The sequence below is a fragment of the Saccharothrix sp. S26 genome (assembly GCF_021390395.1).
GTDB lineage: Bacteria > Actinomycetota > Actinomycetes > Mycobacteriales > Pseudonocardiaceae > Actinosynnema.
In genome coordinates this window covers 98,495-112,620 of record NZ_JAJUWT010000013.1, presented here as the reverse complement: position 1 = coordinate 112,620, position 14,126 = coordinate 98,495, and the positions used below count along the sequence as shown (strand labels likewise).

The 14,126-nt window shown below is 75.9% G+C and carries 11 protein-coding genes; 2 read left to right on the top strand and 9 right to left on the bottom strand.

Annotation, left to right across the window (positions count from 1 at the left end):
• Positions 1–235: 235 nt before the first annotated feature.
• On the bottom strand, positions 236–3,316 hold the full coding sequence (locus LZG04_RS41910; RefSeq protein ID WP_267937316.1) for a BTAD domain-containing putative transcriptional regulator: 3,081 nt from the start codon (positions 3,314–3,316) through the stop codon (positions 236–238).
• Between the two features lie 363 nt (positions 3,317–3,679).
• Between LZG04_RS41910 and LZG04_RS22025 the strand changes: the two genes are divergently transcribed.
• Positions 3,680–5,479 carry a helix-turn-helix domain-containing protein gene (locus LZG04_RS22025; protein ID WP_233819698.1) on the top strand — a complete coding sequence of 600 codons (1,800 nt, stop codon included), beginning with the start codon at positions 3,680–3,682 and terminating at the stop codon, positions 5,477–5,479.
• A gap of 6 nt (positions 5,480–5,485) precedes the next feature.
• On the opposite strand, the gene LZG04_RS22020 is transcribed toward LZG04_RS22025, so the two are convergent.
• Positions 5,486–6,709, bottom strand: a complete 1,224-nt coding sequence (locus LZG04_RS22020) for an FAD-binding protein (RefSeq protein ID WP_233819697.1) — start codon at positions 6,707–6,709, stop codon at positions 5,486–5,488.
• 112 nt (positions 6,710–6,821) lie between these two features.
• On the opposite strand from LZG04_RS22020, the gene LZG04_RS22015 reads away from it, so the two are divergent.
• The gene (locus tag LZG04_RS22015) at positions 6,822–8,489 is read left to right on the top strand and encodes a PQQ-binding-like beta-propeller repeat protein (protein WP_233819696.1); all 1,668 of its coding nucleotides are present in this window, start codon (positions 6,822–6,824) and stop codon (positions 8,487–8,489) included.
• Here the strand turns inward: LZG04_RS22015 and LZG04_RS22010 are convergent.
• Genes LZG04_RS22010 through LZG04_RS42645 form a run of 7 tightly spaced genes read right to left on the bottom strand, consistent with a single transcriptional unit; the run spans position 8,482 to position 14,080 of the window.
• Positions 8,482–8,895, bottom strand: a complete 414-nt coding sequence (locus LZG04_RS22010; protein ID WP_233819695.1) for a carboxymuconolactone decarboxylase family protein — start codon at positions 8,893–8,895, stop codon at positions 8,482–8,484. The genes LZG04_RS22015 and LZG04_RS22010 overlap by 8 nt on opposite strands.
• Before the next feature lie 33 nt (positions 8,896–8,928).
• Positions 8,929–9,153 (bottom strand): hypothetical protein, encoded by a 225-nt coding sequence (locus LZG04_RS22005; protein WP_233819693.1) that lies wholly within the window; start codon positions 9,151–9,153, stop codon positions 8,929–8,931.
• Positions 9,144–9,803 carry an AMP-binding protein gene (locus tag LZG04_RS22000; RefSeq protein ID WP_233819691.1) on the bottom strand — a complete coding sequence of 220 codons (660 nt, stop codon included), beginning with the start codon at positions 9,801–9,803 and terminating at the stop codon, positions 9,144–9,146. The genes LZG04_RS22005 and LZG04_RS22000 overlap by 10 nt, the downstream gene beginning before the upstream one ends.
• Positions 9,800–11,191 (bottom strand): CoA transferase, encoded by a 1,392-nt coding sequence (locus tag LZG04_RS21995; protein WP_233819689.1) that lies wholly within the window; start codon positions 11,189–11,191, stop codon positions 9,800–9,802. Before LZG04_RS21995 ends, LZG04_RS22000 begins: the two co-directional genes overlap by 4 nt.
• Positions 11,188–11,955 (bottom strand): methyltransferase domain-containing protein, encoded by a 768-nt coding sequence (locus LZG04_RS21990; protein WP_308199236.1) that lies wholly within the window; start codon positions 11,953–11,955, stop codon positions 11,188–11,190. The genes LZG04_RS21995 and LZG04_RS21990 overlap by 4 nt, the downstream gene beginning before the upstream one ends.
• The gene (locus tag LZG04_RS21985; RefSeq protein WP_233819686.1) at positions 11,952–13,505 is read right to left on the bottom strand and encodes a class I adenylate-forming enzyme family protein; all 1,554 of its coding nucleotides are present in this window, start codon (positions 13,503–13,505) and stop codon (positions 11,952–11,954) included. The genes LZG04_RS21990 and LZG04_RS21985 overlap by 4 nt, the downstream gene beginning before the upstream one ends.
• Complete coding sequence (locus LZG04_RS42645) at positions 13,502–14,080, bottom strand: FAD-dependent oxidoreductase (RefSeq protein WP_308199235.1); 579 nt, start codon at positions 14,078–14,080, stop codon at positions 13,502–13,504. The genes LZG04_RS21985 and LZG04_RS42645 overlap by 4 nt, the downstream gene beginning before the upstream one ends.
• Between the last annotated feature and the right edge of the window lie 46 nt (positions 14,081–14,126).

Here is a 14,126-nt window from a genome sequence, read left to right as displayed (position 1 = left end):
TACACTATGGCAACCGAGGAGTTGCGTCAACGGTCGGGAACATTCGGCGCTGCGGGTCGGTGAGCGGTGCAGTGTGACTGGTCTCGGCGGGCGGCGCGAGCTGGTCTGGGCCGGCACCGCGGACCGGTTCCAGCGGTCCGGCGAGGGCCGGCCGAGCGGGGAGCGCGGACCGGTCGCAAGGCGGGGTGCGGTCTCAAGGCGGTGAGGCGGTCGCCGCCCGCAGCGTGGGCCGGTTTCAGCAGGCGGCGCGGACCAGGGCGATCGCGTCGGCGCGGTCCAGGGCCACGCCGGTGGCGTAGGCGAGGTCGTACGCGGCGTCGCCGATGTCGGTGCGCAGGCGGTCGGCGAGGCGGGCCACCTCGGGGTTGCGGGCGTCGGGAGCGCCGCGCAGTTGCTCGGCCGCGCCCAGCACCCTGGCCGCGTCGGCCGGGTTGCCGAAGCACGCGTGCGCGGCCGCCACCGCGACCGCGATCCGCGCCAACACCGGCATGTCCTTGGCCGACATCGCGTGCTCGACGGCCGTGCCGATCGCCTCCGCGGCCGCCTCGCGCTCACCCCGCGCCACGGCCAGGTGCGCCCACGACGCGAGGATCAGCGCGTGGAACTGGGGCACCACCAGCGGCTCGCGCACGAGTGCCTCCCGGGCCGCCTCGTACTGCCGTCCCGCCTCGGCCAGGTCACCCTCGTACCGGGCCAGGTCGCCCAGCACGAGCCGCGCGAACGCGACCCCGCGCGCCGACCGCGGCCGCGCCGTCGGCTCGGTCAGCGCCCGGCAGTCGGCGCGGGCGCGGTCGATGTGACCCAACTGCACGCGCGCGGTGGCGAGCAGGATGCGTTCGTGCGCGGCATCGTCGTCGGGGTCCAGTTCGGCGAGCAGCCGGATCGACTCCTCCAGCGCGGACGTCGCCTCCTCCGGTTCGCCGAACGCCAGGTGCGCCTCGGCCGCGCCGGTCAGCGCCTGCGCCAGCGCGAACCGGTCACCCACCTCGCGCAGCCCCTCGACCGCGGTGGCGACGTCGTCACGCGCGCCCAGCAGATCCCCCTCGTTCTCCCGCACCGCGCCGCGCACCATCCACAACGCGGCCCGCGTCCACGGGTCCGGCACGTCCAGCCGCCGGTCCACCGCCGCCAGCGCCCGCTCCGCGTCGTCGAGGAACAGCCCCAGCATCGGCTCCAGCAGCACGAGCACCGGGTGCTCCTCGGTGGACTCGGCGGCCAGCTCGGCGAGCCGGGCGATGTGGTCGTCCAGGTTCCGGAACCCGCCCGTGACCGCGTTGTTGACCAGCAGGAACGCCGACACGACCTGCCGTGCCGTGGCGGGCGCGTCCCCCGGCACGGCCAGCGCGAGGCGCAGCCACGGCACCGACTCGGCCCGGTTGCCGCGCATGGTCCAGAACATGCCCATCGCGGCGGCCAGCCGCACGGCCGTGTCCGCGTCCCCGTTGTCGGCGGCGAAGTGCAGCGCGGCGACCAGGTTGTCCCGCTCGGCCTCCAGCCGCGCGATCCAGGTCAGCTGCTCCTTGCCGCGCAGGTGCGGCTCGGCGGTCTCGGCCAGGTCGCGGAAGTACTCGGCGTGCTCGGCCCGCGCGGCGGCGACCCGGCCGCCCTCGGCGAGCCGTTCCAGGCAGTACTCGCGGATCGTCTCCAGCATCCGGTAGCGGCCACCCGCCACGACCTGCACCAGCGACTTGTCGACCAGGGCGGCGAGCAGGTCGAACGCGGCGTCGCCCGCCAGCCGCTCGGCGGCCTCCAGGTCGAACCCCGCCGGGAACACCGCCAGCCGCTCGGCGAAGTCCCGTTCCGGCGGGGCCAGCAGGTCCCAGCTCCACGCCACCACCGCGCGCAACGTCTGGTGCCGGGGCATGGCGGTGCGGCTGCCGCCGGTGAGCAGGCGGAACCGGTCGTCCAGGCGGGCGGCCAACTGCTCGACCGACAGCGCCCGCAGCCGCGCCGCGGCCAGTTCGATGGCCAGCGGCAGGCCGTCGAGCCGGCGGCACACCTCCGCGACCAGGTCGGCGTTGTCGGGCGTCACGGCGAACCCGGGCCGCACGGCCGCCGCGCGTTCGGCGAGCAGCCGCACGGCCGCGTCGCCGTCCAGCGGCGGCACCGGGCTGACCACCTCCCCGTACACGCCCAGCGGTTCCCGGCTGGTGGCCAGCACCCGCAGCCGGGGGCAGCGCCCGAGCAGCTCGTCGAGGAACCGGGCCGCCGCGTCGACCAGGTGCTCGCAGTTGTCCAGCACGATGACGGCCTCGGTGCGCGACAGCACGTCCACCAGCCGGGTCATCGGGTCGACCGACGCCACGGGACGGTCGACCGGCCGCTGGTCGCGCAGGCCGAGCGCGCCGAGCACGGCGGGCGCGACGTCGTCCGGGTCGGTCACGGGTGCCAGCTCCACCAGCCACGCGCCGCCGGGCAGCCGGGCCGCGACCGTGGTGGCCAGCCGGGTCTTGCCCGCCCCGCCCGGACCGACCAGGGTGACCAGCCGGTGGTCCGCGAGCTGACCGGCGATCCGCTCCACCTCGGCCGACCGGCCGACCAGGCTCGTCAGCGGGGCGCGCAGGTTGCCGGCGCGCGGCTGTCCGGCGGGTTCGGCGCGCAGGATCTCCTGGTGCGTCTCGCGCAGCTCCGGGCCGGGGTCGGCGCCCAGCTCGTCGGCGAACCGGCGGCGGATCTCCTCGTAGGCGGCCAGCGCCTCGGCCGCGCGGCCGGTCGCGACGAGGGCGCGCAGCCGCAGGGACTGGAGCCGTTCCCGCAACGGGTGGCGCGCGGCCAGGTCGGTGAGGTCGGCGACGAGGTGCTCGGCCCGGCCGCACGCGAGGTCGGCCGCCGCGCCGTCCTCCACGACGGCCAGCCGGGTCTCGTCCAGGCCGGCGACGTAACCGACCGTGAACGGCGCGCCGGACGCGTCGGCCAACGCCGGCCCGCGCCACAACCCCAGCGCTTGCGCCGCCAGCCGCCGAGCGGCGACCGGGTCGCCCGCGGTGAGCGCGGCCCTGGCCTCACGGGCGAGCCGGTCGAACAGCAGCGCGTCGACCGCGTCGGCGGGCAGGTCCAGCCGGTAGCCGCCGTGGCCGGAGCGCAGCACGTCGGCGGGCAGGGCCCGGCGCAGCCGCGACACCAGCGACCGCACCGCGGCCACCTCGTCGGCGGGCCGGTCCTCCGGCCACAGGGCGTCAGCCAGCTCCTCCGTGGTCACGACCCGGCCCGCGGCCACCGCCAACCGGACCAGCAGCACCCGCACCCTGGCCCCGCCGACCTCGATCGCCGTGCCACCCGCCGTGACCTCCAGCGGCCCCAACACCCCCACCCGCATGCGGTCACTGTGCCACGGCCACCGGACCGGGGCGGTGCGGCCCACCGGCGTGACGGCGAGGCGGAATCCGAGCGTTCGTCCCTTCCGGCACCCCGATCTCGCCAAGCACCCGGGGCAAGATGTTCACTACGACAAAAAGCTCGCACACTTTTCCGCAATAGTGCGGATAACGTTCGGACATCCGACCATTCGGAACGTAACAATGTCAGGGATGGGCTAACGAATGCCCGGAGCAACCGATATCGCCGCTATGGACGAGGATTCCACTCCGGCGGTGCGACTCCCCGCGCCCGAACGCCGGAACACGGCGTCCGATCGCCGCAGCCGCGCCGTCGCGGACCGAGCAACCACCTGGGGTGCCGGATGAACAGCCGAATGGTCGAACTCGAAGCAGTCCTGTCCAGGTCCGCGCCGGACCGGCAGGCGGCCCGCCGGCTCGCGGTGGACCTGGCGCGCTCGCTGGACGCGCTCAGCGCGCGCCGCGACGTCGACCGCCTGCTGCGCTGCGCCTCCGGGCTGACCCGGATCGGCTCGGCCGACGCGGCGGACGCGCTGCTGATCGCCATGCTGGCGCTGGTCGACCCGACCGGGCCGGAGGCGTCGCGGGTGCGCGACCAGCAGGCGTTGGCCTCGGTGGCGCGCGGTCGGCGCGACCCGGGGGCGGCCCCGCCCCGCCAGGTCCGGCGCAGGCCGCCGAGCACCGCGTTCGGCCGCGGCACGCCGTTGCGCCAGGTGGTCGGAGACTTCCTGGACCCCGTGCAGGTGCCCGACCCCGTCGCGGTCGGCTCCGTCGCGGTCGTGGAGCAGGCGAAACCGAGCGAGACGGGCGCGCTGGAACTGGCGTTACAGCGCAACGCGGCGGTGCTCGGGTCCAACCACCCGCAGACGTGCGTGCTGCGGCTGAACCTGATGTGCGCGCGGTTCCGGATCGCCCGCGACCACGGTGACGCCGAGGAGGTCGCCGAGTCGTTGACCGACCTGCGCGACGCGACCGACCGCGCGCTCAACGCGCTGGGCACGCACCACCCGCGGGCGCTGGTGGCCCAGGCGAACCTGGCCTCGGCGGAGTTCGAGCTGGCCAGGGTGCGCCGTTCCGCCGAACGGGCCCGGCTCGCGCTGCCCAGCCTGCGCTCGGCGGCCGACCGGACCGCGACCCGGCTGGGCACGGACCACCCGCACGCGGTGATCGCCACGGCGAACCTGGCGTCGGCCGAGCTGGAGCTGGCGCACCTCGACGGCGCGCGCGGCCAGGCGCAGCGGCTGCTGGACGTGGTGCGTGACGCGGCGATGCGGGCGGTGTCGGCGCTGGGCGCGGAGCACCCGGCCGTGGCGGCGCTGGACGAGCAGCGGCGGGCGTGCGAGGCGTTGCTGTCCGGGGTGGGTCCGGACCCGTCGTTCGAGCGGGGTTACGCGTCGTTCGCCGACGCGGGCCGCTCGCTGGCCACGGCCAAGCCGGGCGCGCCCTCGGTGCGGCAGGGCGTGTCGGCCTCGGAGTGGCCGCCGGGCACGCTGCTGGCCCGGCTGCGCGACAGCAGCCGCCAGGAGCTGATGTCGCTGGGCACCACGGTCCGCTACGGCGCCGACCGCGAGATCATCGTGCAGGACGCCACCGACACGCACGTGTTCCTGCTGCTCGAAGGCGTGGTGAAGGTGCTGGTCAACGACGAGGGCGGGGACACCGCGGTGCTCACCGTGCGGGTCGCGGGCGACCTGGTCGGCGAGCTGGCCGCGCTGGACCACAAGCCCCGCTCGGCGACCGTCATCACCTGCGGTGACGTCACGGCGAAGCCCATCACCAGCGCCGAGCTGCACGGCTTCCTGCACCGCCGCAACGACGGCTTCGTCGAGCTGATCGGCGTCATCGACGACCAGCTGCGGTGGGCCAACCGGCGGCGGCGTGACTTCCTGTCCCACACCGCCGCCGAGCGGGTGGCGCGGGTGCTGGCCGAGCTGGTCGGCGCGCACGGCAGGCAGGAGGTCGGCGGGTGGGTGCTCGGCATCCCGTTGACCAAGGTCGAGCTGGCCTCGATCGCGGGGATGAAGCCGCGCACCGCGGAGAAGGCGTTCGCCGACCTGCGCAAGGCCGGTGTGGTCGTCAGCCACCTGCGGCGCGACGTGGTCGTGCCCGACCTGGAGGGGTTGCGGCGGTTCGCGCGGATGTGATCGCGCTCAGCCGGTGAACCACCCGTCGACCAGGGGGTTGCGGAAGGTCCGGGTGGGGTCCAGCTCGTCGCGCAGCTCGGCGAACCGGGCCCAGTGCGGGTACCGCTCGCCGGGGTCGGCCAGCTCGAACAGCTTGCCCCAGTGCGCGCGGGGCCGCCACGGGCTCAGCGCCGCCTCGATCTTGCGGAGCACCGCGCGCACGGCCGCGTCGTCGGGCTGCCAGGTGAAGTGGAAGGCGGTGCTCGGCCGGTCGTGCACCGGGCTGAGCCACTGAGCGTCCGCCGCGACGGTGCGGACCTCGGAGGTCAGCAGCACCGGCGTGATCTCGGCGGACAGGTCGTTGAGCGCGCGCAGCGCGTCGGCGGCGTGCTCGCGGGCCACGAAGTACTCCGACTGGAGCTCGCGGCCGACGCTCGGGGTGAAGTCGGCGCGGAAGTGCGGCAACCGCTCGTGCCACGGGCCGGGCACGCCGAGCTGGGCGGTGCAGTGCAGGGCGGGCTGGCCGGGCACCGGGTGCACCGGCTCGGTCGCCGGCGTCGCGCCCGTCCAGGACAGGTCGTGCCGGGTGTCGGTGGTGCGGTGCTTGGCGAACACGTGCGCCACGCCCTGCCAGGTGGTGAAGGCGCTGACGCTGTAGGCGCTCGCGAACACCGCGTCCACGTCCTCGACCAGGGCGTCGAACGGCATGTCCTGGTAGACCCGCTGCTCCACCTCGAAGGCCGGCACCACGTCCAGCTCGACGGCCACCACCACGCCCAGCGAGCCGAACGCCACCACGGCGCCGTCGAAGCGCTCGTCACCGCGGGTGAGGGTGGTGACGCCGCCGTCGGCCGTGACGAGGTCGAGGGAGCGGACCAGGCTCGCGAGCGACGGGATGGCGTTGCCCGAACCGTGGGTGGCGGTGGCGCACGCGCCGATGATCGTGATGTGCGGCAGCGACGGCATGGCCGGCAGCGCGAGGCCGGCGGCGTGCAGCCGTTCGGCGAGCCGGGCGAGCCGCGTCCCGGCGCTCACCCGCACGGAGCCGTCCCCGACCTCGAACACCTCGGGCATCCGGTCGAGGCTGATCAGCGTGCCGCCGGTGTCGGCGATCGTGCTGAACGAGTGCCCCGCGCCGACCACGCGCGCCGAGTCGGCCGTGCGGACGACGTCCTGCAACTCTTCGACGGACGCCGGGTGCGCGGCGCGCGCGGCGGAGAAGGTGAAGTTGCCTGCCCAGTTGGTGCTCACCAGGCCGATTCTGCCCCATCGCCGGTCGACCGCCCGCCCGGTCGCGGGCCGGTGGAACGGATCACCGGTGCGGTCCGTCCCACGCGGGGAGGTGCCGGTGATGCTGCGGTACATGACGGTGGTTGGTGCCCTGTGCGCCGCGGTCGCGCCGTTCCTGTCGGGTGGGGTGCCCCGACCGGGGCCGGACGCCGCGGTGATCGGCCTGGCGGTGGGCGTCGTGCTGGTGGCGGTGCCGGCCGCGGTCGGGGGGCGGGTGGCGCGGGTGTTCGCGGCGGTCGCGGCCACGGGCTCGACGGCGGCCGCGTGGTGGCTGCTGGTGTCGGACCTGGTGGTGGGCCTGACCGGCGACGACCTGCCGGTGCTGGCCGTGGGGTCGCTCGCCGTGGCGGTGGGCGCGGTCGCGTTGGCGGCACGGCGTCCGGCGGACGGCCGGGCCTCGGTGGCCGCGGGTCGGGCACGGCCGTCCGGGGACACGCCGCAGGTCACGGCAGAGGCGGACCCCGAGCCGGCGGTCGCGGCGGCCGGAACGGTGGGGCGCGGTCGCCGGCGGGTCGGGGTCGGTGGCGTGGTGGCGGTCGTCGTGGTGGCGGTGGCGGCGGGGTTCGCGCCGCTCGCGGCGGAGGCGGTGATCGTGCGGTCGCAGACCCGGGAGGCGCGGGGCTTCCCGCCGGAGCCCGTGGTGGAACGGCCCGGTGGGCGGCAGTGGGCGTGGCAGCCGCCCGCCGACGTGGTGGACGTCGTGCCGGTCCTGCACGGGGTGGCCGTGGCCACCCGGGACGGGGCCGTGGTGGCCCTGAACGGGTCCGACGGGCGGGTGGAGTGGCGGTACGCGCGGCCCGGTGCCCCGGTCGGCGTGGTGCTGGCGTCGACGGACCGGCGGACCGTGGTGGTGTCCTACCGGTCGCTGCACGACACGCGGGCGCAGTCGGTGGTCGTGCTGGACGCGGACACCGGGGCGCCCCGGTTCGAGGTGGTGCTCCGGTCGGTGTTGGTGGAGACGGGTCAGGTGATGCCGGGCGCGCGGGCGGTGACCGTGCGCGACGGCGAGGTGATCAGCGGGTACGACGTGGTCACCGGCGAGCCGCGGTGGCGGTGGTCGCCGCCGGCCGGGTGCGAGTCGTGGTCCGGCCAGGTGGCATGGGGCCGCACGAGCGTCCTGCTGCCCGTCGTGTGCGCGGACACGTTGGGCGTCATGGCCTTGGATGAGGCGACCGGCCGGGAGCGCTGGCGGCACGAGGTCCGGCGTGACGAGGCGAACGGCGAGCGGCAGGACGTCCGGTTGCACGCCACGCCGGACGGGTCGACCGTCCTGCTCCAGGTGTTCGGCGCGCGGGCCACGCCGGACGCCGTGCCGGACGGGCTGCTCGACGCCGAGACCGGTCGGGTGCTGACCCGGCCGGAGCGGCCCTGGACCGTGCGCACGGACGTCGGCGTCACGCCGCTGGTGGAGCAGGACGAAGGCGGCCGGGTCACCGACCTGTTCGCGCTCGACCCCGCCACCGGCGCGACCACGCGGATGCCGCTCGAGGACTGCCCGCGACCCACGGCGGACCTCACCACGTCCACCACCTACGTCCGCGCGTGCGCCGACAACGGCCGTGAGCTGACCGTGGTGACGCAGCCCTTGGACGGCTCACCGCCCGAGTCCACCCCGGTCCGCCTGGACGGCTCGGGCTCGCCCGCCCGGACGGACGTCCGCCTGGTGGCCGCGCCCGGCGCGCTCGTGATCGCCCGGGTGGCGTCCGGCGGCACGCCCGCGCCGGTGGTCGGCCTCAGGTGAGCCGGGCGCTGATCGCCAACCGGTTGTAGGCGTTGACCACGGTCACCACCCACACCACCTGCTGCACCCGGACCTCGCCCACCGCGCGGATCGCCGCGTCGAGGACCGCGTCCGGCACGCGCCCGTCGTGCACCAGGGTCACCGCCTCGGCCAACGCCAGCACGGCCCGCTCGCGGTCCGTGAACGCGGGGTCGGTCCGCCAGGCGGTGACGTCACGCGTCTCCCCCGCCGCCACGGCCGCGTCACGGTGCAGGCGGGTGCAATAGGTGCAGCCGTTGAGCTGCGAGCACCGCAACCGCACCAGCTCGACGAGCCCTCGCGGCAGGTCGACGTCGTCCACGGCCTTCGCCAACGCCTCCAACGACGCGAACCCGGGCCCGGCGAACGGGTCCAACCTCAGCACCACCACGACCTCCTGTCGACGTTCCTCGCGACCCGGTCACGCCTCACCGGCCATGGCCGCCGACCGCGTCACCGTGGGCAGGCAGACCTTGCCGGTGTGGCCCAAGGGCAGTTCCGGCAGCACCACGAGGCGTTCCGGCAGCTTGCGGCGGCTCAGGCCGCGGTCGCGCAGGAACGCGGCCGGCTGGTCCAGCGACGGCGGCCGGTGCTCGGCCACCACGCGCACCGCCTCGGCCACGTCGAACCGCCGCATCAGCACCACCGGCACAACGTGATCGCCGCGCCGAACGACCCGAACGCCGACGCCGGCGGCACCGGGACCAGGTCGCGCGGCACGGCGGTGTCGCCGTGCACGGCCCGCACGTAGTTGCCCCGCCCACCGGCGAAGGCGTTGTGCGAGTACGCGACGAGCTTCGGCGCGGCCTCAGTGCCCGACGACACCAGGATCTTGGCCGGCGCCTCCGGGTCGACCGTTACCGGCGACCACGGCACGTCACAACGCGGGTCGGCAGCCGCTTCCAGGGCCCGCGACACGTCGGTGATCATCGTGCTCGTCACCGGGGAACCGCCGTCGGGCAGGTGCACCGCCACCCCGCCGACCGCCGCCACCGCCAGCTCGGCCACCACGCCTTCCCGACCGTTGGGCACGTCGATGCCGACGATGTCCGAGGGACCGACACCGAGGTCGCGCAGGGACTTCGCCTGCCACCTCACGGCCCGGTCCAGCGACGCGTAGTCCAGCGACCCGGACGAGTCGATCACCGCGACCCGCCGCGGGTGCGCGGCCACCCGCTCCCGCAACAGCGAGTACAGGTCCCGGTCCGGGCAGTGCCCCGCCGCGACCCACGACCGGCGCAGCTCGGCGGGCACGAGGTCGCGCAGCACGACGCCGGTAGAGGACGTCCACGTCATCCGAACTCCCAAGCCGACCGGGGCACCACGCACCCGTCCGTCACCAACGCCCGCGCGAACCGGGGATCGCGCGCCAACGCGGCCAGGTCCGTGCACACCGGCACGCCCAGCGGCGCGGTGCACCGCCGGGTCGCCCGCGCGTTGAGCCGCGCGGCGGCCGACAGCAGCGACGACGCCACCGCCTGCCCCGTGCCCGACCGGATCCGTTGCGCGAGGGCGTCCACGACACCGCGTGCGCACACCACCCCGCCGAACACGTCCACGATCGTCATCAGCGACGACGGCACGCCGGCGTGCGCCTGCACCACGAAGTCCGTGCCCAGCGGCGGCCGCGGCCCCAGCGCGTCGCCCCACCCGGACGCGTGCGCGTACACGATCCCCGGCCGCACGCGGGCCAGGTCCCGGGCCCGCAGCGACCAGGCGGAGTCCTTGCCCGGCGCCCAGTTCTGCAGGAACACGTCGGCGCCCGACGCCAGCTCCAGCAGCTCGCGCCGCCCGGCCACGGTCCGCAGGTCGACCGTCACGACCCGCTTGCCGCGGTTGACCGCGTGGAACCGGGCGGACACCTCGCCCGCCACCGGCGGCACGCCCCGCAGCGGGTCGCCATCCGGCGGCTCGACCCGCACCACGGACGCGCCGAGCTGCCACAGCAGGTGCCCGGCCAGCGGTCCCTGCACCCGGCGGCACGACTCCAGCACCACCAGCCCGGCCAGCGGCAACGACCCCGGCGGCCCGGACCCGACAGGTCCCGCGTCGGAACCCAGCGGCCGCACCGCGTACGGCGGCACGTCGTCCACGGCCCGGTGCGCCACCCGCACCAGCGTCATCCCGGTCGCCGCGGCGACCCGTTCCAGCCGCACGATCGGCAGCCGCGCGGTCAACCCGGTCAGCTCCGGCGGCAGCGGGCACGTCGCCGTGGCGAACCGGTGCTGGAACGGCCGCCACGCCGACGCCACCGCGCACGCGTCGGCGTCCAGCGCCGCCCAGAACCGCCGCCACACCTCGGCGTCCAACGCCTCGACCTCGAACGCCGCCCCGTCGGCGGACAGGAACGGCGGCCCGCCCACGCCCGTCGGCGTCGGGTCCGGCTCGTCGGCGGTGGCCGCCGCCAGGTACTGCGACACCGCCAGCAACGCCGCCTGCGCCACCGACGTGGACACCGACCGCAGCGGGATCCCGCGCAGCCGGGCCACCTCCAGCGCCGACGCGCCGATCGCGTCCAGCTCGGCGGCCACGATCGAGGCGTAGTCGAGCCCGAGCGCCGTCGGCCGGCCGAACCGCCTGCCGTGCACGTGCATGATCCCGCACGCCGCCTGGACGTCCAGCTCGCCGCCCAACGGCAGGTCGACCGGCCCCGCCCACGGCACCGCCGTCAACGTCGAGGTCATGCCGGCCGCCGCCCGTGCACCGAGTAGACGACCGGGGACGTGGCCAGGAACCGCTCGTTAGCCAGCAACGCGCGCACGGCCGCCAACTGCCCGTCGCTCAGGCCCGCCGCGACCAGCTTGTCCCGCAACATGTGGGTGCTGTGCGCGAGCAGTCGCACGCCCGGCGACCCGGCCCGCCAGGGGTGCACGACCACCCGCGGGTCCACGTCGACCAACCCGGCCGCGGCCATCGCCCCCGCCGCCTTGCGCCCCCACGCGCCGTCCACGCCGTAGGCGTCGAACACGCCCTCCTTGACCGCCAGGAACGTCTCGTACAGCTCGGCCGACTCCCGGTCCGGCGCGAGCAGCACGGGGCTGTAGGAGTTGTCGAACTCGTCGACCTGCAACCACCCGCCCGGCTTCACCGCGGCGACCAGCTTGCGCAGCACCGCGTCCCGCTCGGGCAGGTGCCGCAGCACCAGCCGCACGTGGACCAGGTCGAACGCGGCGTCGGGCAGCGGGTCGCACACCACGTCGTGCCGCAGCACGGTGAGCCGGGGCGCGGGCGGCACGTGGTCGGGCCGCACGTCGGTGGCGAGCACCGTCGCGCCGCGCGCGGTCAGCCAGTGGGCCACGCTGCCGCCGCCCGCGCCGACGTCCAGGCAGCGCCAGCCGGCCCGGACGCCGGTCTGCGCGAGCCGGGCGAAGGTGACCGGGTCGTAGGCGGCGGCCAGGCAGCGGTGCTGCTCGGCGACGTGCGACTGGTCGAACACGTAGGTCGTCACGTCCACCGCCCGCTGCCACAGGGTTCGGCGGCGCCGACCAGCCGGGTGAGCAGGTCGAGCCAGCGGACCTTCCCGGTGGCCGTGCGCGGCACGTCGTCCCACGCCAGCACCCGCGGATCGGCCATCGGCGGCAGGTCGGCCACCGCGCGCCGCCACGCCGCCGGGTCCAGCGGCGCGGACGTGACCAGCACCGGGATCGGCGGTCGGCCCGGCGTGCCGAGCACCACGCACTCCACCACCTCCGGCAGCCGGTCCTCGACCAGGTCCTCCACCCGCAGGCAGCTCAGCCCCGGCACGGAGTCCACCTCGCGGTCGAGCAGCCGCACCGCACCGCCGCGGGTGAGCACGCCGAGGTCGCCGGTGTTCCACCACGGTCCGCTGGTCTTGGCGTGCCACCGGTCCTGCTCGCCGACGTAGCCGACGCAGCGGGCCGCCGTGCGGGCCAGCACCAGCCCGCTGTGCCCGCGCGGTACGGGCGTGAGGGTCACCGGGTCCACCACGCGCAGCCGGGTCCGGCCGGGCACGGGGCGGCCCAGGTCGCGGGCGTCGGGCGACCGGTCCAGCGCGCGCCGGGTGAGGAACCGGAACGTCAGCGGTCCCGTCTCGGTCTGCCCCCAGCCCTGCATCCACAGCGGACGCCTGCGGCGCGAGGCGTGCATCATCGCGCGCATGGCCGGCGGGTGCATGGCGTCGTAGGTGCTGACGAACACCCGCACGCCCCGGAACGGGTTGTCCGGTCGCGCCGCGAGCGCCTGCCACCGCACGTAGGCCGAGGGCAGCGCCTCCACCGTCGTCGGCTGGTGCCGGGCCAGCACGGAGGCGGCCGAGTCGGGGTCGCTGAGCAGCACGACCTTGCGCGGGGCGAGGCAGAACACGCCGGCCGTCCAGCAGAACGTGCGGCCGTGGGCGTAGGAGCTCGCGTTGGCCACCACGTCGTCGCGCCGCACGCCGATCACCGGCCAGCGCACCGCCTCGAACCGGGCCGGCCGGTGCACGATCGTGCGGGTGGTGTGCACGACGAGCTTGGGCACACCGGTCGTGCCGGAGGTGTGGTTGACCACCAGCGGCTCGTCGTCGTGCCGCCGCCGGGGCGCGGGCACCCGTGCGCCGCGCACGTCGTCCAACGTCAGCGCCCCCGGCACGAACGGGCCCAGCGACAGCACGCGGCGCGCGACGCCTGCGGGCGGCACGCGGTCGGTGACCAGCACCGCCGGGTCCAGCCGCTTGAGCAGGACCTCCAGCACGTCGTCGGTCAGGTGCCCGGACAGCAGCGCGGGCACCGCCCCGATCCGCACCGCCGCGCACGCGAGCAGGTCGTAGTCGTAGTGGTTGCGCTTGACCACCGCCACCCGGTCGCCGCGCCGCGCGCCCGCCTCGTACAGCCAGCCGGCGGCCTCGCGGACCAGCCCGGCCAACTGCGGCACGGTGTAGTCGACACCCGGGCCGTGGCCGGCCGGGAGTATGTCGAACGGCCGGTCGAGGTGCACGGTGGTGTGCGTGCCGCGGGCGGCGACCTCGTCGAACAGCGTGCCCATGTCGTGCGGCCTCATGCGGGTTGCCTCCTCGTGCCGGTGTTCGTGGACACGCCGTGGACCCGTGCGGCGGCACGGCGGCCGTTGCGCACGGCGGCTTCGCTGTACGGGCTCAAGCTCACCCAGTCGCCCGCGTAGTCCACGGGACCGCCCAGCCGGGACGCGAACTCGCGGCGCAACGCCAGGGCGCGCGGTGTGGCCTCGGGCAGGCCGTGGCGGAACCGGTGGACCACCGAGCCGGTCACCGCGGCGCGCAGGCCGGGCACGAAGCGCTCGGCCTCGGCGGCGAGCGCGGACACCACCTCGTCGTCCGGGGCGTCCAGCATCGCCGGCGCGACCGCGGGGCTCGCGATCACGGTGACCAGGCCGCACCCCTCGGGCGCGCGGTCGGGGTGCTTGAGGTGGTCGAACAGCACCACGGACACCGACCGGCTCTCCGACCGTGGCACGGCCGGCAGGTACACGTCCGACTCGGGCCGGTGGTCCAGCATCAGGTGCGCCTTCACCATCGGGGTGAACCCGCAGGCGTCCAGGAACAGCCGTTCGTGCTCCGGCGGGTTGACGTAGAGCCCGCGGGCGACGGGCGCGGGCACGGCCGGCACCACCGAACGGGCCCGGACCTCCCCGCCCGGGCCCGGT

Excerpts from the sequence above, each read along its gene's own strand:
- LZG04_RS21985 (WP_233819686.1), bottom strand. The coding sequence starts at position 13,505 with ATGAGGCCGCACGACATGGGCACGCTGTTCGACGAGGTCGCCGCCCGC.
- LZG04_RS22015 (WP_233819696.1), top strand. The coding sequence starts at position 6,822 with ATGACGGTGGTTGGTGCCCTGTGCGCCGCGGTCGCGCCGTTCCTGTCG.
- LZG04_RS21995 (WP_233819689.1), bottom strand. The coding sequence starts at position 11,191 with ATGACCTCGACGTTGACGGCGGTGCCGTGGGCGGGGCCGGTCGACCTG.
- LZG04_RS41910 (WP_267937316.1), bottom strand. The coding sequence starts at position 3,316 with ATGCGGGTGGGGGTGTTGGGGCCGCTGGAGGTCACGGCGGGTGGCACG.
- LZG04_RS22025 (WP_233819698.1), top strand. The coding sequence starts at position 3,680 with ATGAACAGCCGAATGGTCGAACTCGAAGCAGTCCTGTCCAGGTCCGCG.
- LZG04_RS22000 (WP_233819691.1), bottom strand. The coding sequence starts at position 9,803 with ATGACGTGGACGTCCTCTACCGGCGTCGTGCTGCGCGACCTCGTGCCC.